Annotated in this window: 15 protein-coding genes and 1 pseudogene; 14 read left to right on the top strand and 2 right to left on the bottom strand. The window is 72.0% G+C overall.

The features are described from left to right. Positions 1–113: 113 nt before the first annotated feature. The 14 genes and pseudogenes from Sru02f_RS25525 (at position 114) to Sru02f_RS25460 (ending at position 18,991) form a co-directional block, all read left to right on the top strand. Positions 114–1,631 (top strand): sugar ABC transporter ATP-binding protein, encoded by a 1,518-nt coding sequence (locus tag Sru02f_RS25525; RefSeq protein ID WP_109028545.1) that lies wholly within the window; start codon positions 114–116, stop codon positions 1,629–1,631. Beyond that, positions 1,628–2,647 carry an ABC transporter permease gene (locus Sru02f_RS25520; protein WP_003972411.1) on the top strand — a complete coding sequence of 340 codons (1,020 nt, stop codon included), beginning with the start codon at positions 1,628–1,630 and terminating at the stop codon, positions 2,645–2,647. Before Sru02f_RS25525 ends, Sru02f_RS25520 begins: the two co-directional genes overlap by 4 nt. 17 nt (positions 2,648–2,664) lie before the next feature. Further along, entirely contained in the window at positions 2,665–3,711 is a 1,047-nt protein-coding gene (locus Sru02f_RS25515; protein WP_109028546.1) for a substrate-binding domain-containing protein, read from the top strand. Positions 3,712–3,797: 86 nt separating this feature from the next. Next, positions 3,798–5,102 carry a Gfo/Idh/MocA family protein gene (locus tag Sru02f_RS25510; RefSeq protein ID WP_109028547.1) on the top strand — a complete coding sequence of 435 codons (1,305 nt, stop codon included), beginning with the start codon at positions 3,798–3,800 and terminating at the stop codon, positions 5,100–5,102. Positions 5,103–5,118: 16 nt separating this feature from the next. Then, positions 5,119–6,117: a sugar phosphate isomerase/epimerase family protein gene (locus Sru02f_RS25505; protein ID WP_007389000.1), complete on the top strand. Its 999-nt coding sequence runs from the start codon at positions 5,119–5,121 to the stop codon at positions 6,115–6,117. 286 nt (positions 6,118–6,403) lie between these two features. Next, complete coding sequence (locus Sru02f_RS25500) at positions 6,404–10,120, top strand: ThuA domain-containing protein (protein WP_109028548.1); 3,717 nt, start codon at positions 6,404–6,406, stop codon at positions 10,118–10,120. 206 nt (positions 10,121–10,326) lie between these two features. Continuing rightward, positions 10,327–11,502 carry an inositol-3-phosphate synthase gene (locus Sru02f_RS25495; RefSeq protein ID WP_109028549.1) on the top strand — a complete coding sequence of 392 codons (1,176 nt, stop codon included), beginning with the start codon at positions 10,327–10,329 and terminating at the stop codon, positions 11,500–11,502. Beyond that, positions 11,499–12,567 (top strand): annotated as a pseudogene (locus Sru02f_RS25490) (SCO3242 family prenyltransferase). Before Sru02f_RS25495 ends, Sru02f_RS25490 begins: the two are co-directional and overlap by 4 nt. Beyond that, entirely contained in the window at positions 12,564–13,502 is a 939-nt protein-coding gene (locus Sru02f_RS25485; protein ID WP_109028551.1) for a sugar phosphate isomerase/epimerase family protein, read from the top strand. The pseudogene Sru02f_RS25490 and the gene Sru02f_RS25485 overlap by 4 nt, the downstream one beginning before the upstream one ends. Positions 13,503–13,515: 13 nt before the next feature. Beyond that, positions 13,516–14,253: an EboA domain-containing protein gene (locus Sru02f_RS25480; RefSeq protein WP_109028552.1), complete on the top strand. Its 738-nt coding sequence runs from the start codon at positions 13,516–13,518 to the stop codon at positions 14,251–14,253. Continuing rightward, a complete protein-coding gene (locus Sru02f_RS25475) occupies positions 14,253–15,101 on the top strand; it encodes a TatD family hydrolase (RefSeq protein ID WP_109028553.1) in 849 nt (282 codons plus the stop codon). Before Sru02f_RS25480 ends, Sru02f_RS25475 begins: the two co-directional genes overlap by 1 nt. Before the next feature lie 3 nt (positions 15,102–15,104). Further along, entirely contained in the window at positions 15,105–16,280 is a 1,176-nt protein-coding gene (gene eboE / locus Sru02f_RS25470; RefSeq protein ID WP_109028554.1) for a metabolite traffic protein EboE, read from the top strand. Then, entirely contained in the window at positions 16,277–17,674 is a 1,398-nt protein-coding gene (locus Sru02f_RS25465; RefSeq protein WP_109028555.1) for a nucleotide pyrophosphatase/phosphodiesterase family protein, read from the top strand. Before eboE ends, Sru02f_RS25465 begins: the two co-directional genes overlap by 4 nt. Before the next feature lie 114 nt (positions 17,675–17,788). Next, entirely contained in the window at positions 17,789–18,991 is a 1,203-nt protein-coding gene (locus Sru02f_RS25460; protein ID WP_109028556.1) for a sugar phosphate isomerase/epimerase family protein, read from the top strand. 79 nt (positions 18,992–19,070) lie between these two features. Here Sru02f_RS25460 and Sru02f_RS25455 read toward each other — a convergent pair whose 3' ends face one another. Both Sru02f_RS25455 and Sru02f_RS25450 read right to left on the bottom strand, forming a co-directional pair. Continuing rightward, positions 19,071–20,450: an OFA family MFS transporter gene (locus Sru02f_RS25455; protein ID WP_164276863.1), complete on the bottom strand. Its 1,380-nt coding sequence runs from the start codon at positions 20,448–20,450 to the stop codon at positions 19,071–19,073. Positions 20,451–20,573: 123 nt separating this feature from the next. Beyond that, positions 20,574–22,718 carry an acetate--CoA ligase family protein gene (locus Sru02f_RS25450; RefSeq protein WP_109028971.1) on the bottom strand — a complete coding sequence of 715 codons (2,145 nt, stop codon included), beginning with the start codon at positions 22,716–22,718 and terminating at the stop codon, positions 20,574–20,576. Position 22,719: the final 1 nt, after the last annotated feature.

The following is a 22,719-nucleotide window of genomic DNA, read 5'->3' as shown; positions in this document are numbered from 1 at the left end:
CGTCCGGCACAGCGCTCTACCCCGATATGCCCTGTTCCGTCCATCCCTGCTCTGCCCTGCCCAGCACTGCTCTGCCCTGACACCGGCCCGCACGCCCGCCGAGGGGACCTCACATGGCACCAGAACCACCGCTGCTCAGCATGTCCGGCATCACCAAGTCGTTCCCCGGAGTCCGGGCCCTCGACGGCGTCGACCTCGACGTCCAGGCCGGTGAGGTGCACTGCCTCCTCGGCCAGAACGGCGCCGGGAAGTCCACCCTCATCAAGGTGCTGGCCGGCGCCCACCAGCCCGACACCGGCACCATCCGCTGGCGCGGCGAGGAGGTCACCCTGCGCTCGCCCATCGCGGCCATGCGACTGGGCATCGCCACCATCTACCAGGAACTCGACCTGGTCGAGCACCTGTCGGTCGCCGAGAACGTCCACCTCGGTCACGAGCCGACCGCCGCCGGCTTCGTCGTACGGGGGAGGGCGGCCAAGGCGTCGACGGCCGCGCTGCTCAAGCGGCTCGGGCACCCCGAGGTCGACCCGGGGCGGCTGGTCGGGGAGTTGTCGGCGGCGCAGCAGCAGATCGTGTCCATGGCACGGGCGCTGTCGCACGACGTACGGCTGATCGTGATGGACGAGCCGTCCGCCGCGCTCGACCCGGACGAGGTCGACAACCTCTTCCGCATCGTCGCCGACCTCACCGCCGACGGAGTCGCCGTCGTCTACATCTCGCACCGCCTGGAGGAGATCCGCCGCATCGGCGACCGGGTCACCGTCCTCAAGGACGGCCGCGCGGTGGCCGGCGGGCTGCCCGCCGAGTCGACGCCGACCAGCGAGGTGGTGGCGCTGATGACCGGCCGCAACGTCGAGTACGTCTTCCCGGACCGGCCCACCGCACCGCCCGCGGGTGAACCCGTGCTGAGCGTCAAGGGACTGTCCCGGGAAGGGGAGTTCGCCCACCTCGACCTGGAGGTGCGGCCCGGCGAGATCGTCGGCCTCGCGGGGCTGGTCGGCTCCGGCCGCTCCGAGATCCTGGAGACGGTCTACGGCGCCCGCAAGGCGAGCACCGGCCAGGTCCTCGTCGACGGGCGGCCGCTCAGGCCCGGCAGCGTGCGGGCCGCGGTCCGCGCCGGGCTGGGGCTCGCCCCCGAGGAACGCAAGGCCCAGGCCCTGCTGATGCTGGAGTCCGTCACCCGCAACGTGTCGGTCTCGGCCATGTCCCGCTTCTCGCGCGGCGGCTGGATCGACCGCGGCGCCGAACTCGGCGCGGCGCACAAGGCGACCCGCGAGCTGTCGCTGCGGCCCGACAACCCCGCCGTGCCCGTGCGCACCCTGTCCGGCGGCAACCAGCAGAAGGCGGTCCTCGCCCGCTGGCTGCTGCGCGGCTGCCGGGTCCTGCTGCTCGACGAACCCACCCGCGGCGTCGACGTCGGCGCCCGCGCCGAGTTGTACGCCGTCATCCGGCGCCTCGCCGACGAGGGCCTCGCCGTCCTGCTGGTCTCCAGCGAGGTGCCTGAAGTGCTGGGCCTCGCCGACCGCGTACTGGTGCTGCGCGAGGGCCGCGTCGTGCACGAGGCCCCCGCCCGCGAACTCGACGAACACCGCGTACTCGACCTCGTGATGGAAGGAAGCCCGGCGTCATGACGCAGCACGTGTCCCCGCCACGGGGCAGCACCGACAAGGCGGCACCCGTGGAGGGTCCGCCCGCCTGGCGGGTCCGGTTGGGCCGCGCCGACGTCCGCACCCTCACCCTGCTCGGTGTGCTCGCCGCCCTCGTCCTCATCGGCGGCATCACCCAGCCCGACGCGTTCCTCGACACCCGCAACCTGCAACTGGTGCTCACCCAGGCGTCGGTGATCGGCATCGTCACCGTCGGTGTCACCTTCGTGATCATCTCCGGCGGCATCGACCTGTCGGTCGGCGCCATCGTCGCCCTCTCCTCGGTGTGGGCGACCACGGTGGCCACCCAGGAGTACGGCTTCGCCGGCATCCTCTTCACGGCGATCGTGGTCGGTGTCGGCTGCGGCCTGGTCAACGGCCTGCTCATCTCCTTCGGCGGGATGGTCCCCTTCATCGCCACCCTGGCGATGCTGGCCTCGGCGCGCGGACTCGCGCTCCAGATCACCGACGGCCGCACCCAGGTCGTCACCGTCCCGAGCGTCCTCGACCTCGCCGAGCGCGACTCGTACGTGCTCGGCATACCGCCGCTGGTGCTGGTCTTCGCGGCCGTCACCGTCGTCGGCTGGCTGGTCCTGAACCGGACCACCTTCGGCCGCCGCACCGTCGCCGTCGGCGGCAACGCCGAGGCCGCCCGGCTGGCCGGCATCGACGTCCGCCGCCAGCGGCTCTACCTCTACCTGCTGTCCGGGCTGTGCTGCGGCATCGCCGCCTTCCTGCTGGTGGCCCTCGCCGGCTCCGGCCAGAACACCAACGGCAACCTCTACGAACTCGACGCCATCGCCGCCGCGATCATCGGCGGAACGCTGCTGACCGGCGGCCGGGGCCACATCCTCGGCTCCGTGCTCGGCGTCCTGATCTTCACCACGATCACCAACATCTTCGCCCTGAACAACCTGCAGAGCGACGTCCAGCAGATCGCCAAGGGCGCGATCATCGTCGCCGCCGTGCTGGTCCAGCGCCGTACCGCAAGCACGCATTGAGGAAAGGGTTCACCGTCATGACGAAGCTCACGAGTCGCAGAGGGATGCTCTTCGGGGCCGCCGCCGTGTCCGCCGGTGCCGTCCTCGCCGGGTGCACCAGCAACGACCCCGACGGCGGCGACGACAAGGCCGCCGCGGACACCCAGCCGGCCGCCGACGACAAGCCCGGCAAGCCGGTCACCATCGGCTACGCCGGCCCGCAGGCCGACCACGGCTGGCTCAACGCCGTCAACGAGCAGGCCAAGAAGCGCGCCGAGAAGTACTCCGAGATCACCATGGAGATCACCGAGGGCTCCAACGACACCGCGCAGCAGATCGGCCAGATCGAGACCCTCATCAACAAGAAGGTCGACGTCCTGGTCATCCTGCCGGCCGACGGCAAGGCCCTCACCCAGGTCGGTCTGAAGGCGATGCGGGCGGGCATCCCGGTCGTCAACCTCGACCGGATCTTCAACAGCCCCCAGGCCTACCGCTGCTGGGTCGGCGGCGACAACTACGGCATGGGTCTCAACGCCGCCCACTACATCGGCGAGAAGCTCAAGGACAAGTCGGACGCCAAGGTCATCGAGCTGGCCGGCATCGACAACCTGGAACTGACCCAGCAGCGCACCCAGGGCTTCGACGACGGCCTGAAGAACTACCCGAACATCAAGAAGGTGGCCCGCCAGGCCGCCGAGTTCACCGTCGAGTCCGGCCAGGCCAAGATGGCCCAGCTGCTCCAGGCCCAGTCGGACTTCGACGCCCTGTGGAACCACGACGACGACCAGGGCGTGGGCGCGCTGCGCGCCATCGAGCAGGCCGGTCGCGACGACTTCCTGATGGTCGGCGGCGCGGGCGCGCTCTCCGCCTTCCAGGCCATCAAGGCCGACAGCGGCGTACTCAAGGCGACGGTGCTCTACCCGCCGACCATGGCCGCCTCCGCGATCGACCTGGCCCGCGCCCTCGGGCAGGGCAAGGGCGTCAGCGGTCTCGCCGAGTTCGAGATCCCCTCGACCGTCACCTGCTACTCGGCCGTCGTCGACAAGGACAACGTCGACCAGTACATGTCCACGGGCTTCAAGTGAGGGCTGCCGCTCCGGCAGCGGCCTGACCAGCCGCCGCCGGGGCGGGGCCCACCCCACCGCGCCACCACGACGAGGAGGACATCCGCATGGGACAGCCGCAGCAGCCCGAGGGGGCCGGCGCCGAGGAGGCAGCCGCCGGGACCGACAGCGGGACCGATACCGGGACCGGTGCCGGGACCGATACCGGGGCCGGGGCGGCGACGGGGGCGTCCGCGACCAGACCGCCCCTGCGGGTCGGCATGGTCGGCTACGCCTTCATGGGGGCCGCCCACTCCCAGGGCTGGCGCACCGCCGGCCGGGTCTTCGACCTGCCGCTGAACCCGGTGCTGGCCGCGATCTGCGGGCGGGACGCCGACGCCGTCCGCCTGGCGGCCGACCGGCACGGCTGGGCGAGCACCGAGACCGACTGGCGGACCCTGGTCGAACGGGACGACATCGACCTCGTCGACATCTGCACCCCCGGCGACAGCCACGCCGAGATCGCGCTGGCCGCGCTCGCCGCCGGAAAGCACGTGCTGTGCGAGAAGCCGCTGGCCAACACCGTCGAGGAGGCGCAGGCGATGACCCGCGCCGCCGACGAGGCCGCGGCCCGGGGCCAGCTGGCGATGGTCGGCTTCAACTACCGCCGGGTTCCCGCCACCGCGCTGGCCCGGCGGATGGTCGCCGAGGGCCGCGTCGGCCGGCTGCGGCACCTGCGGGTGACCTACCTCCAGGACTGGCTGGTCGACCCGAAGTCACCGCTCACCTGGCGGCTGCGCAAGGAGCTGGCCGGGTCGGGGGCGCTCGGCGACCTGGGCGCCCACATCGTCGACCTCGCCCAGTACCTGTCGGGCGAGCGGATCGCGGGCGTCTCCGCCCTCACCGAGACCTTCGTACGGGAACGCCCGCTGCCCGCCGGCGCGCCCCGGGGTCTGTCCGCGGGTCCGGCGGACGGGGTGACGGGGCAGGTGACCGTCGACGACGCCGCCGTGTTCACCGGCCGCCTCACCTCCGGGGCCCTGGTCTCCTTCGAGGCCACCCGCTACGCCACCGGCCGCAAGAACGCCCTGCGCATCGAACTCAACGGCGAGCGCGGCTCACTCGCCTTCGACCTGGAACGGCTCAACGAGCTGTCCTACCACGACGGCACCGAGCCCGGGGAGCACGCCGGGTTCCGCCGGATCCTGGTCACCGAACCCGGACACCCCTACCTGGACGCCTGGTGGCCGCCGGGCCACGGACTCGGCTACGAGCACACCTTCGTGCACCAGGCGCGCGACCTCGTGCACGCCGTCGCCGAAGGCCGGGGCCCCGAACCCTCCTTCGCGGACGGGCTGCAGGTGCAGCGCGTGCTCGCCGCCGTGGAGGAGAGCGCCGAGAAGAACTCCGTCTACACCCCGATCACCCCCTGAGGAGGCCGGCAGCGCCATGCCACGCAACTTCACGCTCTTCACCGGACAGTGGGCGGACCTGCCGCTGGAGGAGGTCTGCCGACTCGCCCGCGACTTCGGCTACGACGGCCTGGAACTCGCCTGCTGGGGCGACCACTTCGAGGTCGACAAGGCCCTGGCGGACCCGTCCTACGTGGACTCCCGGCACCAGCTGCTCGACAAGTACGGCCTCAAGTGCTGGGCCATCTCCAACCACCTGGTCGGCCAGGCCGTCTGCGACGCCATCATCGACGAGCGCCACGAGGCCATCCTGCCCGCCCGCATCTGGGGCGACGGCGACGCGGAGGGCGTACGGCAGCGCGCCGCCGCCGAGATCAAGGACACCGCGCGCGCCGCCGCCCGGCTCGGCGTCGACACCGTCATCGGCTTCACCGGCTCGGCGATCTGGCACCTGGTCGCCATGTTCCCGCCGGCGCCCGAGTCCATGATCGAGCGCGGCTACCAGGACTTCGCGGACCGCTGGAACCCGATCCTGGACGTCTTCGACGCCGAGGGCGTGCGGTTCGCCCACGAGGTGCACCCCAGCGAGATCGCCTACGACTACTGGACCACGCAGCGGGCCCTGGAGGCGGTCGGCCACCGGCCCGCCTTCGGCCTCAACTTCGACCCCTCCCACTTCGTCTGGCAGGACCTCGACCCCGTCGGCTTCCTGTGGGACTTCCGCGACCGCATCTACCACGTCGACTGCAAGGAGGCCCGCAAGCGCCTGGACGGCCGCAACGGGCGGCTCGGCTCCCACCTGCCGTGGGGCGACCCGCGGCGCGGCTGGGACTTCGTGTCGGCCGGGCACGGCGACGTCCCCTGGGAGGACGTCTTCCGCATGCTGCGCTCCATCGACTACCAGGGGCCCGTCTCCGTCGAATGGGAGGACGCCGGCATGGACCGGCTGCAAGGCGCGCCCGAGGCCCTCACCCGGCTCAAGGCCTTCGACTTCGAGCCGCCCAGCGCGTCCTTCGACGCGGCCTTCAACAGCTGATCCGCACCTCTCCCTCAGCTGATCCGCTCGCGCCCGACCGCAGGCCGGGACGGGGACCGGACCACCCGCCGGTCCCCGGTCCGGCCTGCCCGAATCCCGCTTTGTCCTGAGTTGGGAAAAAGTTCAACCAGCTCCGGTCCAAGGGGTGTTCGCCCCGGAAGAACGCGGTTACCGTCCCTGAAGTGTTCAGGACACTCACGCCTCCGGGGTGACGGCGCACCCCGGCGCCCGCATCGCACGTCTTCGCACCCATCCCGTACGGCCCACCCGTTCCCGGAGGGACTTCGTGCACAGAACCAGACTCAAAAGCACCAGCACCGCGAGGCGCCCCAGGCTTCGCACCACCCTCGCCCTGTTCACCGGCCTGCTGCTGGCCGTGGGCACCCCGGCGACCGTCGCCGGCGCCCATCCGGGCCACCCGGAGCACGACGAGACGGCGGCCGCCGCCGAGGGGCAGTTCCAGCAGGTACCGCTCGCCAAGGGCGAGCCCGAGATGGGCGAGCCGATGTCGCTCGCGGTGCTCCCGGACCGCAGCGTCCTGCACACCGCCCGCGACGGCACACTGCGCCTGACCGACCAGGGCGGCGTCACCAAGGTGGCCGGCAAGATCCCCGTCTACAACCACGACGAGGAGGGCCTCCAAGGCGTAGGCATCGACCCGGACTTCGAGAACAACCGGGCGATCTACCTCTACTACGCCCCGCCGCTCGACACCCCCGCGGGCGACGCCCCGGAGAACGGCACCGCCGAGGACTTCAAGCCGTTCGACGGAGTCAACCGCCTCTCCCGCTTCGTCCTGAACGCCAACGGCACGCTGAACATGGCCAGCGAGAAGAAGGTCCTGGACGTCGCGGCCTCCCGCGGCACCTGCTGCCACGTCGGCGGCGACATCGCCTTCGACGCCGAGGGCAACCTCTACCTCTCCACCGGCGACGACACCAACCCGTTCGCCTCCGACGGCTACACGCCGATCGACGAGCGCGCCGACCGCAACCCGGCCTTCGACGCCCGCCGCAGCGCCGGCAACACCAACGACCTGCGCGGCAAGCTGCTGCGCATCAAGGTCGCCGAGGACGGCTCGTACACCATCCCGGAGGGCAACCTCTTCGAGCCCGGCACCGAGAAGACCCGGCCCGAGATCTACGCGATGGGCTTCCGCAACCCGTTCCGGATCAGCGTCGACAAGAAGACCGGCACGGTCTACGTCGGCGACTACGGCCCCGACGCCGGCGCCGCCGACCCGAAGCGCGGTCCGGCCGGACAGGTCGAGTTCGCCAAGGTCACCAAGGCCGCCAACTTCGGCTGGCCCTTCTGCACCGGCGACAACGACCCGTACGTCGACTACGACTTCGCCACCAAGACCTCCGGCGAGACCTTCGACTGCGCGGCCCCGAAGAACACCTCGCCGCACAACACCGGTCTCACCGACCTGCCGCCGGCGCAGGCCGCGTGGATCCCCTACGACGACGACTCCGTGCCCGAGTTCGGCAGCGGCTCCGAGTCCCCGATGGGCGGCCCGGTCTACCGCTACGACCCGGACCTCGACTCCAGCGTGAAGTTCCCCGAGGAGTACGACGGGGACTTCTTCGCGGGAGAGTTCGGCCGCCGCTGGATCAAGCGGATCGAGCAGACCGAGGACGGCGCGGTCGCGAAGATCAACGACTTCCCGTGGACCGGCACCCAGATCATGGACATGGAGTTCGGCCCCGACGGCGCGCTCTACGTCCTGGACTACGGCCTGTCCTGGTTCCAGGGCGACAAGGACTCCGCCCTGTACCGGATCGAGAACGCCGCGGACGGCTTCTCCCCGATCGCCGAGGTGAGCGCGGACAAGACCTCCGGCGCGGCCGGACTGAAGGTCGCCTTCACCGCCACCGCCAAGGACGCCGACTCCCCGGACCTCACCTACAGCTGGGACTTCGGCGACGGCACCAAGGGCGAGGGCCTCACGCCCACCCACAAGTACAAGAAGGTCGGCACCTACACCGCGACCTTCACCGCCAAGGACCCCGAGGGCAACACCGGCAACGCCAGCGTCCGCATCGTGGTCGGCAACACCGAGCCCAAGGTGGTCATCGAGACCCCCGGCAACGGCACCCTGCTCCCCATGGGGCAGCCCATCCCCTTCAAGGTGAAGGTCACCGACCCCGAGGAGACCGTCGACTGCTCCAGGGTCAAGGTCGCCTACAGCCTCGGCCACGACTCCCACGCCCACGAGCTGACCAGCGAGATGGGCTGTGAGGGCACCCTGAACCCGCCGCCGGGCGACGGCGGCCACGACCCCAACGCCAACATCTACGGCGTCGTCGGCGCCAGCTACACCGACGGCGGGGCGAACGGCCAGGAGGCCCTGACCGGCACCGCCCGCACCGTGATCCAGCCCCCGCACCGCCAGGCCGAGCACTTCAGCACCCAGCAGGGCGTGTCGCCGATCGACAAGACCGGCGCCAACGGCGGCAAGACCGTCGGCGACATCAACGACGGCGACTGGATCTCCTTCAGCCCCTACAAGTTCGACGGGCAGAAGAAGCTGACCGTACGGGCCTCCTCCGGCGGCGCCGGCGGCTACATCGAGGTCCGCACCGGCTCGCCCACCGGTCCGCTGCACGGCTCGGCGTACATCCCGCCGACCGGCAGCTGGGAGACCTTCCAGAACGTCGACGTGCCGCTGCGGGCCCTGCCCAAGAAGACCACCGACGTCTACCTGGTCTTCAGGGGCGGCGAGGGCGCGCTGTTCGACATCGACGACTTCGAGTTCTCCACGGAGCCGTTCAAGGCCGGCAAGAAGGTCCTGGTCTTCTCCAAGACCGCGGGCTTCCGCCACGACTCCATCCCGGCGGGCATCGCCGCCCTGAAGGAGCTGGGCACCCCGGCCGGCATCTCGGTCACCGCGACCGAGGAGGCCGGACAGTTCACCACGGCCAACCTCGCCAAGTACGACGCGGTCGCCTTCCTGTCCACCACCGGTGACGTACTCAACGCCGATCAGCAGAAGGCGTTCGAGAACTACGTCAAGAACGGCGGCGGCTACATGGGCATCCACGCCGCCGCCGACACCGAGTACGACTGGGAGTTCTACGGCGGCCTCGTCGGCGCCTACTTCGACTCGCACCCGGCCATCCAGAAGGCCACCGTCCGCGTCGAGGACCACGACCACCCGGCCACCGCGCACCTGGACGACACCTGGGAGCACACCGACGAGCTGTACAACTACCGCACCAACCCGCGCGAACAGGCCAAGGTCCTCGCCACCCTCGACGAGACCACCTACCAGGGCGGGAACATGAAGGGCGACCACCCGATCGCCTGGTGCCAGACCTACGGCGGCGGCCGCTCCTTCTACACCGGCCTCGGCCACACCAAGGAGTCCTACGCGGACGAGACCTTCCGCGGCCACCTGCTCGGCGGCATGCAGTACGCCACCGGTCAGGTCAAGGCGAACTGCAAGCCCGGCAAGGGCTACCGGGACATCTTCAACGGCCAGACGCTGGAAGGCTGGAAGCAGGCCGGCCCCGGAAAGTTCAACGTCAAGGACGGCGTCCTGGAGTCCGAGGGCGGCATGGGTCTGCTCTGGTACCAGGCCAAGGAACTGAAGTCGTACTCCCTCAAGCTCGACTGGAAGATGCGGGGCGACGACAACTCCGGCGTCTTCGTGGGCTTCCCGGCCTCCGACGACCCCTGGTCCGCCGTCAACAAGGGCTACGAGATCCAGATCGACGCCACGGACGCCGTGGACCGCACCACCGGTGCGATCTACACCTTCAAGGCGGCGAACATCAAGGCCCGTGACCAGGTTCTGCGGCCGCCCGGCCAGTGGAACTCCTACGAGATCAAGGTCCAGGGCGAACGCCTCCAGGTGTTCCTCAACGGAGTCAAGATCAACGACTTCACCAACAAGGACCCCGAGCGGAGCCTGACCGACGGCTACATCGGCCTGCAGAACCACGGCGCCGACGATCAGGTCTCCTTCCGCAACATCCAGCTCAAGGAACTGCCCTCCTAGGGCTAACCCGCCCCTGAGGGGTCACCTCCCGAGGGAGGCGCCCCCTCAGGGGCGACCGGAACGGCGGCGGGCGGAGGACGCCGGACCTCCGCCCGCCGTCACCCCGACCCCCGAACGGAACACCCCGGCCGTACCACCACCGGCCGTACTTCCCCGGCTGTACCACCGCTCGTGTGTGCCCGACGCGCTCGACAAGGAGGCTGCCCATGTCCGCGTCCCCCTCTGCTTCCTCCCGTGGCTCCCGTACCGGTGTCTGGCTGATCGGAGCCCGCGGCTCCGTCGCCACCACGGTGGTGGCGGGCTGCGCCGCCGTGACCGCGGGACTGCACCCGCCGACCGGCATGGTCACCGAGACCCCCGACTTCGCCGACGCGGGTCTCCCTGCGCTCCCCTCCCTCGTCTTCGGCGGTCACGACACCGTGGACTGCCCCCTGCCCAAGCGGGCCGAGGCCCTGGCCGCCGGTGGCGTGCTGCCGCACGGACTGCCCTCGGCCGTGCACGCGGAACTGGCCGCGGCCGACCGCGAGATCCGCCCCGGCGGACCCCTGCCCGGCGACACCCGCGACGAGGAGGAGCTGGTCGCCGCGTTCGCCGCCGACATCACCGACTTCGCGCGTCGCTCGGGCGTGGACCGGACGGTGGTGGTGAACGTGGCCTCCACCGAACCCGCGCCCGCCGGGGGCGCGCTCCCCGCCAGCTCGCTGTACGCGGCCGCCGCCCTGCGGGCCGGCTGCCCCTACGTCAACTTCACTCCGTCGACCGGCCTGCACCACCCGGCGCTGTCCGCACCGGCCGAGGCGAGCGGCCTGCCCTACGCGGGCCGCGACGGCAAGACCGGGCAGACCCTGCTGCGCTCGGTGCTCGGCCCGATGTTCGCGCAGCGGGCGCTGGCCGTGCGTGCCTGGTCCGGCACCAACCTCCTGGGCGGGGGCGACGGGGCCGCCCTCGCCGACCCGGCGGCCGCCGCGGCGAAGAACGCCGGCAAGGAACGTGTGCTGGCCGACACCCTCGGCGCCCCTGTCGAGGGCGAGGTCCACATCGACGACGTGCCCGCGCTCGGCGACTGGAAGACCGCTTGGGACCACATCGCCTTCGACGGCTTCCTCGGCGCCCGCATGTTCCTCCAGACCACCTGGCAGGGCTGCGACTCGTCCCTCGCCGCGCCGCTCGTCCTGGACCTGGCCCGCCTGATCGCCCGCGCCCACCAGCGGGGCCTGTCCGGCCCCCTGGGTGAACTGGGCTTCTTCTTCAAGGACCCGGTGGGGGACGGCCCGTCGGCCCTGGCGGAGCAGTACACGGAGCTGAAACGCTTCGCCGGACGGCTGGCCGACGGCGCCGCCCCCGGCTCGGCCGCCGCCGACGAACGCGGGGCGCGGCGATGAACCGCACCGTCGCCACGGACCGGGTGACGACCGCACGGGAGCCCGGAGCACCGCAGGCCGACGCCCCCGGCTCCCGGGCCACCCCACCGCCCTCCGGTCGTCCCGAGCCGCGCACACCCCGCACGCCCTCCGCCCGCCTCGGCGCCTGGGCCGAACTCCTACGCCTGCCCGCCCTGTTCACCGTCCCGGGCGACGCCCTGGCGGGCGCGGCCGCGGCCAGCGCGCGCCCCGGGCCCCGCACCCTGCTCGCCATCGGCTCCTCCCTGTGCCTGTACGAGGCCGGCATGGCCCTCAACGACTGGGCGGACCGTGCGGAGGACGCCGCGGAACGCCCGCACCGCCCCTCCCGTCCGGCCGTATCCGCCCCGCGGCCGCCCTCACCGCCGCCGGGGTGCTCACCGGCGCCAGCCTGGCGCTGGCGGCCGGTGCGGGACGTCCCGCCCTCGCGGTCGCGGCGCCGCTGGCGGCCACCGTCTGGGCCTACGACCTGGCCCTGAAGCGCACCCCGGCTAGCCCCGCGGCCATGGCGGCCGCCCGCGGACTGGACCTGCTCCTGGGCGCGGCCGCCACCGGCGGCGGCACCCGTGCCGCGCTGCCCTCCGCCGCCCTGCTCGGCAGCCACACCCTCGCGGTCACCGCCGTCTCCCGCCGGGAGACCACCGGCGGTTCCGTGCTGGCCCCGCTCGCCGCCCTCGCGACGGCGGGGGCACTGACCGGCCTGGTCGCCCGGCGCCGCACCCGACTCCCGGCAGGCCGGCGGGCAGCAGCCGCCCCGGCCTGTCGGGCTCCACCCCGGCACCCGCCGTCACCGACGCCCTCGCGGCCGCCCTGGGCGCCGCCTACGCCGCGACGGCCGCCCGCCCCTACTTCCACGCCGCGCTCAACCCCTCACCCCCGCTCACCCAACGCGCCGTGGGCGGCGGCATCCGGGCCACGATCCCGCTCCAGGCCGCGCTCGCCGCCCGCTCCGGTGCGAGTGCCACGTCCCTCCTGGTGGCGGCCCTCGCGCCGGCCGGCCGGCGGTTCGCGAAGAGGTCCGCCATGAGGAAGGTGAGCATCACGTGAGCCGGAACCCGAAACAGGGCCCGCACGGGGCCGGAGACGGGCCCGCCACCCACCCGCTCCGCTTCGGCTACGGCACCAACGGCCTCGCCGACCTCCGCCTCGACGACGCCCTCGCCCTCCTCGCCGACCTCGGCTACGACGGCGTCGGCCTGACCCTCGACCACATGCACCTCGACCCCCTCGCCGACGACCTCGCCGCCCGCACCCGCCGCCTCGCCCGGCGGCTGGACACGCTCGGTCTGGGCGTCACCGTGGAGACCGGCGCCCGCTACGTACTCGACCCGCGCCGCAAGCACGGACCCTCCCTGCTCGACCCCGACCCGCAGGACCGCGCCCGCCGCACCGGCCTTCTGCTGCGCGCCGTCGACGTCGCCGCCGAACTCGGGGCCCACGCCGTGCACTGCTTCAGCGGCGTCACCCCGGCCGGCACGGACGAGGACACGGCCTGGAAGCGGCTGGCCGACGCCCTCGCGCCGGTCCTGGACGCCGCCGCCACCGCGGGCGTCCCCCTCGCGGTGGAACCCGAACCGGGGCACCTGCTCGCCACCGTCGCCGACTTCCACACCCTGCGCGGCGCCCTCGGCGATCCCGAACACCTCGGCCTCACCCTGGACATCGGCCACTGCCAGTGCCTCGAACCGCTCCCTCCCGCCGACTGCGTGCGCGCCGCGGCGCCTTGGCTGCGCCACGTGCAGATCGAGGACATGCGCCGCGGCGTCCACGAACACCTCCCCTTCGGTGACGGCGAGATCGACTTCCCGCCCGTCCTCGAGGCCCTCGCCGCCACCGGCTACCGGGGCCTGACCGTCGTCGAACTGCCCCGCCACTCGCACGCGGGTCCCCACTTCGCCGAACGCTCCCTCCCGTTCCTGCGCCGGGCCGCACCGGCACCACCCCGCACCAACCGCTCGGGCGAGCCCTCCGCCACCCACTGAAGGGAGCCACACCATGACGCAGCCGTACACCGCCCACGTCACCCCCGACACCCAGGACGCGGACGGCACCCCCGACGGGCAGGACCCCCAGGGCACCACCCCCGCCCACGTCCCGCCCGCCGACCTGCGCGCCGCCCTCGCCACCCGGCTCGGCGGAGCCGCCCGGGCCTGGCTGGACCAGGCCCTCGACGAGGCCGCCGCCCACCCCGGCACCCACGGCCCCATCTCGGTGTGGGAACTGCGCCTCGCCGAGGCCGGGCGTCGCTGCGGGCCCGCCCACGCCGACGCGGCACGCGTCCTCGTCCTGCACGCCGCCCGCGCCGACACCGGCGCCCTGACCCGGGTGTACTCCCAGGGCACCGCCGACGAACGCCGCGCCGTCCTGCACGCCCTGCCCCACCTCGTGCCGGGACCGGACGCCCTCCCGCTCGTCGAGGACGCCCTGCGCACCAACGACACCCGGCTCGTCGCCGCCGCCCTCGGCCCGTACGCCGCCCGGCACCTCGACGCCCACCAGTGGCGGCACGCCGTGCTCAAGTGCCTGTTCACGGGCGTCGCGGTCGACAGCGTCGCGGACCTCGCCCGCCGGGCACACGGCGACGACGAACTCGCCCGGATGCTCGCCGACTACGCCGCCGAACGCACCGCCGCGGACCGCACCGTCCCCGAAGACCTGCACCGCGTCCTGGCCCTGACCGAGTCCGGACGCCCCGCGCCCGGCACGGCCGACCCCCACGGCAAGGAGTCCTGATGCGCATCTTCGACCCCCACATCCACATGACCTCCCGGACCACCGACGACTACGAGGCCATGTACGCGGTCGGCGTCCGCGCACTCGTCGAGCCGTCCTTCTGGCTGGGCCAGCCCCGTACCTCGCCCGACTCCTTCCGTGACTACTTCGACGCCCTGCTCGGCTGGGAACCCTTCCGCGCCGCCCAGTACGGCATCGCCCACCACTGCACCATCGCGCTGAACCCGAAGGAGGCGAACGACCCCCGGTGCCTGCCCGTCCTCGACGAGCTGCCCCGGTATCTCGTCAAGGACCGGGTGGTGGCGGTCGGCGAGATCGGCTACGACTCGATGACGCCCGCCGAGGACACCGCCCTGGCCACCCAGCTCCAGCTCGCCGCCGACCACGGGCTGCCCGCCCTCGTGCACACCCCGCACCGCGACAAGCTCGCCGGCCTGCGCCGCACCCTGGACGCGGTCCGGGAGTCCGCGCTGCCGACCGAGCGGGTCCTGGTCGACCACCTCAACGAGACCACCGTGAAGGAAGCCAAGGACAGCGGCGCCTGGCTCGGCTTCTCGGTCTATCCGGACACCAAGATGGACGAGGCCCGGATGGTCGCCCTGCTGCGCGAGTACGGTCCGGAGCAGGTCCTGGTGAACTCCGCCGCCGACTGGGGCAGGAGCGACCCGCTCAAGACCCGCAAGGTCGGCGACCTGATGCTCGCCGAGGGCTTCACCGAGGACGACGTGGACCGGGTGCTGTGGCGCAACCCGGTCGCCTTCTACGGGCTCAGCGGACGCCTGGAACTCGACGTGGCCGCCGGGGACGCCACGCACGAGGGCAACTCCATCCTGCGCGGCGGGGAGTGAGCCATGCGCTTCCGGCACCCCGACGGCTCCACCGTCCACCTCGCCTACTGCACCAACGTGCACCCCGCCGAAACCCTCGACGGCGTCCTCGCCCAGCTCCGCGACCACTGCGAGCCGGTCCGCAAACGCCTGGGCCGCGACCGCCTCGGTATCGGCCTGTGGCTCGCCCGCGACGCCGCCCACGCCCTGGTCACCGACCCCGCCGCCCTGCGCGGCCTGCGCACCGAACTCGACCGGCGCGGCCTGGAGGTCGTCACCCTCAACGGCTTCCCCTACGAGGGCTTCGGCGCCGAAGAGGTCAAGTACCGCGTCTACAAGCCGGACTGGGCCGACCCCGAACGCCTCGAACACACCACCTCCCTGGCCCGTCTCCTCGCCGGACTGCTGCCCGACGACGTCACGGACGGCACCATCTCCACCCTGCCGCTGGCCTGGCGAACCGCCTACGACGAAACCCGCGCCGACAAGGCACGCGCCGCCCTCGTCACCCTCGCCGAACGCCTCGACGCGCTCCAGGAACTCACCGGCCGCTCCATCCGCGTCGGCCTGGAACCGGAACCCGGCTGCGTCGTCGAGACCACCCACGACGCCATCGCCCCGCTGACCGCGATCGCCCACGACCGCATCGGCGTCTGCGTCGACACCTGCCACCTCGCCACCTCCTTCGAAGACCCGCACACCGCCCTGGACGCCCTCACGGCCGCCCGCGTGCCCATAGTCAAGTCGCAGCTGTCCGCCGCACTGCACGCCGAACACCCCGCCGACCCCGCGGTCCGCGAGGCGCTCGCCGCCTTCGCCGAGCCGCGCTTCCTGCACCAGACCCGCACCACCACCCCCTCCGGCGGCCTGCACGGCACCGACGACCTCGACGAGGCCCTCGCGGACGGCGGCCCACTGCCCGGCACCGCGCCCTGGCGCGCCCACTTCCACGTCCCCCTGCACGCGGCCCCCGCCGCGCCCCTCACCTCCACCCTTCCGGTGCTCAAGGCCGCGCTGACCCGGCTCGTCGGCGGCCCGCACCCCCTCACCCGCAACCTGGAGGTCGAGACCTACACCTGGCAGGCCCTCCCGCCCGAGCTGCGGCCCCGCGCCCGCGCCCAGCTCACCGACGGCATCGCCGCCGAGCTGACCCTCGCCCGCGACCTGTTGACGGACCTCGGCCTGAAGGAACTGCCATGACCCGACCCACCCCCTCCGACGGACCGACCCCCCTCCTCGTCCTGGACGTCGTCGGCCTCACCCCCCGTCTCCTCGACCACATGCCCCACCTCAAGCAGCTCGGCCAGTCCGGCTCCCGGGCGCCGCTCGGCACCGTCCTGCCGGCCGTGACCTGCGCCGCCCAGTCCACCTTCCTGACCGGCACCATGCCCTCCGAGCACGGCATCGTCGGCAACGGCTGGTACTTCCGCGAACTCGGCGACGTCCTGCTGTGGCGCCAGCACAACGGACTCGTGGCCGGCGACAAACTCTGGGACGCCGCCCGCCGCGCCCACCCCGGCTACACCGTCGCCAACATCTGCTGGTGGTACGCCATGGGCGCCGACACCGACATCACCGTCACCCCCCGTCCCGTCTACTACGCCGACGGCCGCAAGGAGCCCGACTGCTACACCAGGCCCCCGGCCCTGCACGACGAACTCACCGACAAACTCGGCACCTTCCCTCTCTTCCACTTCTGGGGACCCGGCGCCGACCTGGTCTCCAGCCAGTGGATCATCGACGCCACCCGGCACATCATGGCCACCCGCCATCCCGACCTGACCCTCTGCTACCTCCCTCACCTCGACTACGACCTGCAGCGCTTCGGCCCCGACGACCCGCGCTCCCGGAAGGCCGCCGCCGACCTCGACGCGGCACTGGCCCCGCTGCTCGACGACGCCCGCGCCGAAAGCCGCACCGTCGTCGCGCTGTCCGAGTACGGCATCACCCCCGTCAGCCGGCCCGTGGACATCAACCGCGCCCTGCGCCGCGCCGGACTGCTCGAGGTGCACACCCAGGACGGCATGGAGTACCTCGACCCGATGGCCTCCCGCGCCTTCGCGGTCGCCGACCACCAGGTCGCCCACGTGTACGTCCGCCGCCCCGAGGACCTCGACGCCACCCGTGCCGCCCTGGACGGACTGCCCGGCATCGAGCAACTCCTCGACGACGAGGGCAAGAAGGCCCAGCACCTCGACCATCCCCGCGCCGGCGAACTGGTCGCCCTCGCGGAGCCGGACGCCTGGTTCACGTACTACTACTGGCTCGACGACGACCGCGCGCCCGACTTCGCGCAGCTCGTCGAGATCCACCGCAAACCCGGCTACGACCCGGTCGAACTGTTCATGGACCCGCTCGACCCCTACGTCAAGGTCAAGGCGGCCGGCGCGCTGGCCCGCAAGAAGCTCGGCATGCGCTACCGCATGGCGGTCGTGCCCCTCGACGCGTCACCTATTCGAGGCAGCCACGGCCGCCTCCCCGCGAGCGACGACGACGGTCCGCTCCTCATCTGCTCCACCCCCCGCGCTGTCGGAGACCGCGTCGCGGCCACCGACGTGAAACAACTCCTGCTCCGGCTCGCCGGACTCGGCTGACGCACCACCCGGTACGCCCGCCGAAATCCGACTACTGAGAGTGAAACACACGGCACTGACAACGGCCCGCCCGAACCGCATCGGTGCAGGCCACGACCCAGAAGGCAGGCATCCGTGACCCCGTTCACCGACTCCTCCCGCACCGACGCCGACCCGTCCGCCGACGGCCCGGGCGAGAGCCTGCGCCGCGCCCTCGGCGTGAACCGGCGCCGCTTCCTCAGCACCTGCACCGCGGTGGCGGCCGGAGCCGTCGCCGCCCCCGTCCTCGGCGCCTCCCCGGCGCTCGCCCACGACCGGGGCAGAGACCACGACCACGGTCATGGACACGGCCACGGGCAGGTCCTCGTCCCGGCGGACAAGCGCGGCATCATCCTCTACACCGTCCGCGACGCCACCGCCCGCGACCCCCTCGCCTCGGACCTGCCCTCCGGCTTCCGCGAGGTCTTCAAGCAGCTGTCCCGCCACGGCTACCGCCAGGTGGAGTTCGCCGGATACAACCAGCACGCCAACGCACCGGGCGGCGCCAGCCTGGAGTCCGTCAAGGGCGCCCGGCTGCTGCGCTCCTGGCTCGACGACTACGGGCTGCGCGCCCAGGGCAACCACGGCTTCATCCCGTCCTCCTGGCCGCTGACCCAGGCGGACAAGGACACCTTCAAGAAGCACCTGGAGATCGCCAACATCCTCGGCATGGACCACATGGGCACCGGCGGCGACCCCACCGGCAGCTCCTACCGCGCCGACTGGGACGTGGCCGCCGACAAGTGGAACGCCCTCGGCGCGATCGCCCACCGGGAGGGCATCAAGCTCTACACCCACAACCACGACAGCGCCTACGGATTCCTGCTCGACGGCGGCCCGCTGGACGACCAGGGCCGGCCGACCCGCAGCTCGGGCATCCGGAAACTGGAGTACTTCCTCAAGGTCACCGACCCGAGGGTGGTCTGGCTGGAGATGGACATCTTCTGGGCCCACGTCGCCCAGTACAAGTTCCACGAGTACACCGCCCATGACGGCACCACCCGGAAGAACGTCTTCGACCCGGCCGGCCTGGTCGTCCGCAACAACCGGCGCTACCCGCTCTTCCACGCCAAGGACGGCGTGGTCAGCACGACCAACGGCATGGGCTACGACATGGTGCCGTTCGGGACCGGCGTCATCGACTACACGACGTTCTTCTCCCGGGTCGGACAGCGCAACTACCACAACCCGATGATCGAGGACGACAACTCGCCGAGCGCCACCGATCCCTCGCAGTCCCTGCGGGAGGCCAAGATCAGCTACGACAACCTGGCCGCCCTGCGCAAGCGCCGCCACTGACCCGGAGCACGGACCGGGCGGCCCCTCCCGCGTGCTGGGGGAGGGGCCGCCCGGTCCGTGCGAGGAAGCCTGCGTCGGGTCATCCCTCGCCGAGCGGCTGGGGATTCGGAGTGACGCGCTTGCCCTTCGGGCGCCCCGGAGGCCTCAGCGACAGCGCCACGAACCCGGCGAAGATCGAGATACTGCCCGCCAGGCTGAAGGCGCCGTTGTAGCCCCAGACGCCGACGACCACGGAACCCATGCCCGCACCGAGGCCGGAGACGAGCTTGGAGCTGTAGACCATCCCGTAGTTGGTGGCGTTGTTGTTCTCGCCGAAGTAGTCCGCCGTCAGCGCCGCGAACATCGGGAAGATGGCGCCACCGCCGAAACCTGAGATGGCGGAGAAGACCAGGAACAACGGCAGGTTCTTGATCTCGGCCGACCAGATGATGCCGAACTGGGCCAGACCCAGGATGGCGCACACGTAGAGCAGGCACTGCTTGCGGCCGTAGAGGTCGGAGAGCCAGCCGATGACGCCGCGCCCGGTGCCGTTGACGATCGCCTTCAGCGACATCGCCGCGGCCACGATCCCGGCCGCGAAGCCCGCCTCCTCGCCGATGTCGACCTGGAAGGCGATGCCGAAGATGTTCACACCGGAGGTGCAGGCGAGACAGAACCACATCAGCGCCACCCGGCCGGTCTTCCAGGCCTCCATCGGGGAGTACTGCTTGACGGCCGGCGGGTTCTTCTCCAGCGAACGCCGGGCCCGCGGGTCGGCCGGCGGGTTCAGCGGGTCGACGGCGGCCGGCCACCAGTTCTTCGGCGGGTCCCGGAAGTAGAAGCCGGCGATCGCCACCATCGCCGCGAGGAAGACACCCGCGGAAACCAGCACCCAGCGGAAGTTGGAGGTGTCCATGTAGCCGTGGAAGATGAAGACGAACGGCACCGAGCCGTAGGCGAAACCGCCGTTGACGAAGCCGGTCTTCCCGCCCCGGCGCTCCGGGTACCACTTGCCGACCATGTTGACGCAGGTCGCGTACACCATGCCGGCACCCATGCCGCTGAACACGCCGAACCCGATGAAGGCGAGCGAGACGTGCGGCGCGTACGCCAGCGACAGATAGCCCAGCAGCGTGCCGGCCGACCCCAGCATCATCGCCCAGCGCGCCGGCAGCTTGCCGCTCTCCCGCAGCCGTCCCGCCGGAAACGCGACGGCGGCCTGGCAGAACACCCAGGCGGTCATCATCCAGTAGATGCTGCCGCTGGACCAGTGCTGGGCCTCGTGCAGCGTGTCCTCGGCGGACGCGAACGCGTACTCGGCGGAGGAGATGCCCATCATCCCGATCCAGGGCAGGATCACCATCCACTTGCGCTTGCGCCCCATGATGTCGATGTCGGACTCGCCCACGCGGTAGACGCGTCCGTTCCTGTCGGTCACCTCCCGGTAGGCGGCGACCCGTGTGACATCGGTGGTTGTCATGTCGATTGCACCCCTAGCGTCGAAAGATCTGGCCAGCGCCCCCTGTCCAATGCCTTTCGTGCGCGCGCGGGTCCCCGGGGCCGGCCGACGCGCACCCGTCGGCCGGCCCCTCGCCGTCTCACGTCATGAACCGCCCCCCAACAGGCCCGCGGCCCGCGCCCACCGGTACTTGGCGCCCAGCACCGCCACCGGCTTCTCGGTCGTGTACGGGTACGCCACGACGCCGCGCTCGAAGAGGTACTGGCACGCCTCCTCCACCTCCACGTCGCCCGCCAGGGAGGCCACCACGGGCTTCTCGACGCCGCGTTCGCGGAATTCGGCCACCACGCGCGCGGTGAGTTCGGCGAACACCATGGGAGGCGTGACGATGGTGTGCCAGTAGCCGAGGACGAGCGCGTGGATGCGCGGGTCCTCCAGACCGAGCCGGATCGTCGCCTCGTACGTCGACGGCGGCTCGCCCCCGGTGATGTCCACCGGGTTGCCGGCCGCACCGAACGGCGGGATGAAGGCGCGGAACGCCCTGTCCAGGTCGGGCGGAATCTCCATCAGCGACAGCCCGTTGTCCGTCACCGCGTCGGAGAGCAGCACCCCGCTGCCGCCGGCGCCGGTGATGATGACCACGTTGTCGCCCCTGGGGGCGGGCAGCACGGGCAACGCGCGCGCGTACTCCAGCATCTCGTTGAGCCCCGGCGCCCGGATGACGCCGGCCTGCCGCAGGACGTCGTCGTACACGGCGTCGTCCCCGGCCAGCGCCCCGGTGTGCGACCCGGCCGCCTTGGCGCCCGCCGCCGTACGGCCCGCCTTGAGCACCACGACCGGCTTCCTCGGCACGGTCGCGCGCGCCGCCTCGACGAACGCGCGACCGTCCTTGAGGTCCTCCAGGTGCATCGCGATGCACTCGGTGTGCGGGTCCTCGCCGAACCAGGTCAGCAGGTCGTCCTCGTCCAGGTCCGACTTGTTGCCCAGCCCGACGATCGCCGACACGCCGGTCTTCGTGGTCCGCGCGAAGCCCAGGATGGCCATGCCGATGCCGCCCGACTGCGAGGTCAGCGCGACGCCGCCCTTGACGTCGTAGGGCGTGCAGAACGTGGCGCACAGGTCCTGCCAGGTCGAGTAGTAGCCGTAGATGTTCGGGCCGAGCAGCCGGACGCCGTGCCGTTCGGCGACCGCCACGATCTCGTCCTGGAGCGCCTGTTCGCCGGTCTCGGCGAAGCCGGAGGGGATGAGGACGGCGTTGGGGATCCGCTTGCGCCCCACCTCCTCCAGGGCCGCCGCCACGAACCGCGCGGGGATCGCGAAGACCGCCACATCCACCTCACCGGGAACGTCGGTGACACTCTTGTACGCCTTGCGGCCCAAGATGTCATCGGCCTTGGGGTTCACCGGGTGGATCTCGCCCGCGAAGCCGCCGTCGACGAGGTTGCGCATCACCGAGTTGCCGATCTTCCCCGGCTCGCCCGACGCGCCGATCACCGCGACCGACGCGGGCTGCATCAGACGGCGCATCGAGGTGAGGATCTCCTCGCGCGTGTACCGGCGCCGCTCCTTCGGCGTGTCGGTCGCCAGGATCACCCTGATGTCGGCGGCGACCGCGCCCTCGGGCGTGGCGATCACGGGGTTCAGGTCCACCTCGGCGATCTCCGGGAAGTCGGCGACCAGCTCGGAGACCCGGCGGATCTGCTCCGCCACCGCCCACCGGTCCACCCCGGCCTGTCCGCGCACCCCGCGCAGCACCTCGGCCGCCCTGATCGAGTCCAGCATGGACAGCGCCTCGTCGGCGTCCACGGGAGCCAGCCGGAAGGTGACGTCCTTCAGCACCTCGACCAGCACCCCGCCGAGTCCGAACGCCACCACCTTGCCGAACGTCGGGTCGGTGACCGCCCCGACGATGACCTCCTGCCCCTGCGGCAGCAGCTCTTGAACCTGCACCCCCTCGATCCGCGCTGAGGCGTCGTACGCGCGCGCGTTGTCGACGATCCGGCAGAACGCCGCCCGCACGTCCGCCGCGCCCTCGACGCCGACGACCACACCGCCGGCGTCGGTCTTGTGCAGGATGTCCGGCGAGACGATCTTCATCACCACGGGTCCGCCGAACCGCGCCGCGCACGCCACCGCCTCGTCGACGTCCCGCGCCAGCTCCTCGCCGGGTACGGCGATCCCGTAGGCGTCGGCGAGCACCTTGCCCTCGGGGGCGGTCAGCGCCGTGCGTCCCTCGCCGCGTACGGCGTCCAGGAGGCCGCGCACCCGCGCCAGACGGTCCTCGGCCATC

The sequence above is a fragment of the Streptomyces rubrogriseus genome (assembly GCF_027947575.1).
GTDB lineage: Bacteria > Actinomycetota > Actinomycetes > Streptomycetales > Streptomycetaceae > Streptomyces > Streptomyces rubrogriseus.
The sequence above is the reverse complement of the archived record's forward strand: the minus strand, read 5'-3'. Positions and strand labels throughout refer to the sequence as shown.

Excerpts from the sequence above, each read along its gene's own strand:
- Sru02f_RS25525 (WP_109028545.1), top strand. The coding sequence starts at position 114 with ATGGCACCAGAACCACCGCTGCTCAGCATGTCCGGCATCACCAAGTCG.
- Sru02f_RS25520 (WP_003972411.1), top strand. The coding sequence starts at position 1,628 with ATGACGCAGCACGTGTCCCCGCCACGGGGCAGCACCGACAAGGCGGCA.
- Sru02f_RS25515 (WP_109028546.1), top strand. The coding sequence starts at position 2,665 with ATGACGAAGCTCACGAGTCGCAGAGGGATGCTCTTCGGGGCCGCCGCC.
- Sru02f_RS25510 (WP_109028547.1), top strand. The coding sequence starts at position 3,798 with ATGGGACAGCCGCAGCAGCCCGAGGGGGCCGGCGCCGAGGAGGCAGCC.
- Sru02f_RS25505 (WP_007389000.1), top strand. The coding sequence starts at position 5,119 with ATGCCACGCAACTTCACGCTCTTCACCGGACAGTGGGCGGACCTGCCG.
- Sru02f_RS25495 (WP_109028549.1), top strand. The coding sequence starts at position 10,327 with ATGTCCGCGTCCCCCTCTGCTTCCTCCCGTGGCTCCCGTACCGGTGTC.
- Sru02f_RS25480 (WP_109028552.1), top strand. The coding sequence starts at position 13,516 with ATGACGCAGCCGTACACCGCCCACGTCACCCCCGACACCCAGGACGCG.
- Sru02f_RS25475 (WP_109028553.1), top strand. The coding sequence starts at position 14,253 with ATGCGCATCTTCGACCCCCACATCCACATGACCTCCCGGACCACCGAC.
- eboE (WP_109028554.1), top strand. The coding sequence starts at position 15,105 with ATGCGCTTCCGGCACCCCGACGGCTCCACCGTCCACCTCGCCTACTGC.
- Sru02f_RS25465 (WP_109028555.1), top strand. The coding sequence starts at position 16,277 with ATGACCCGACCCACCCCCTCCGACGGACCGACCCCCCTCCTCGTCCTG.
- Sru02f_RS25455 (WP_164276863.1), bottom strand. The coding sequence starts at position 20,450 with ATGACAACCACCGATGTCACACGGGTCGCCGCCTACCGGGAGGTGACC.
- Sru02f_RS25450 (WP_109028971.1), bottom strand. The coding sequence starts at position 22,718 with ATGGCCGAGGACCGTCTGGCGCGGGTGCGCGGCCTCCTGGACGCCGTA.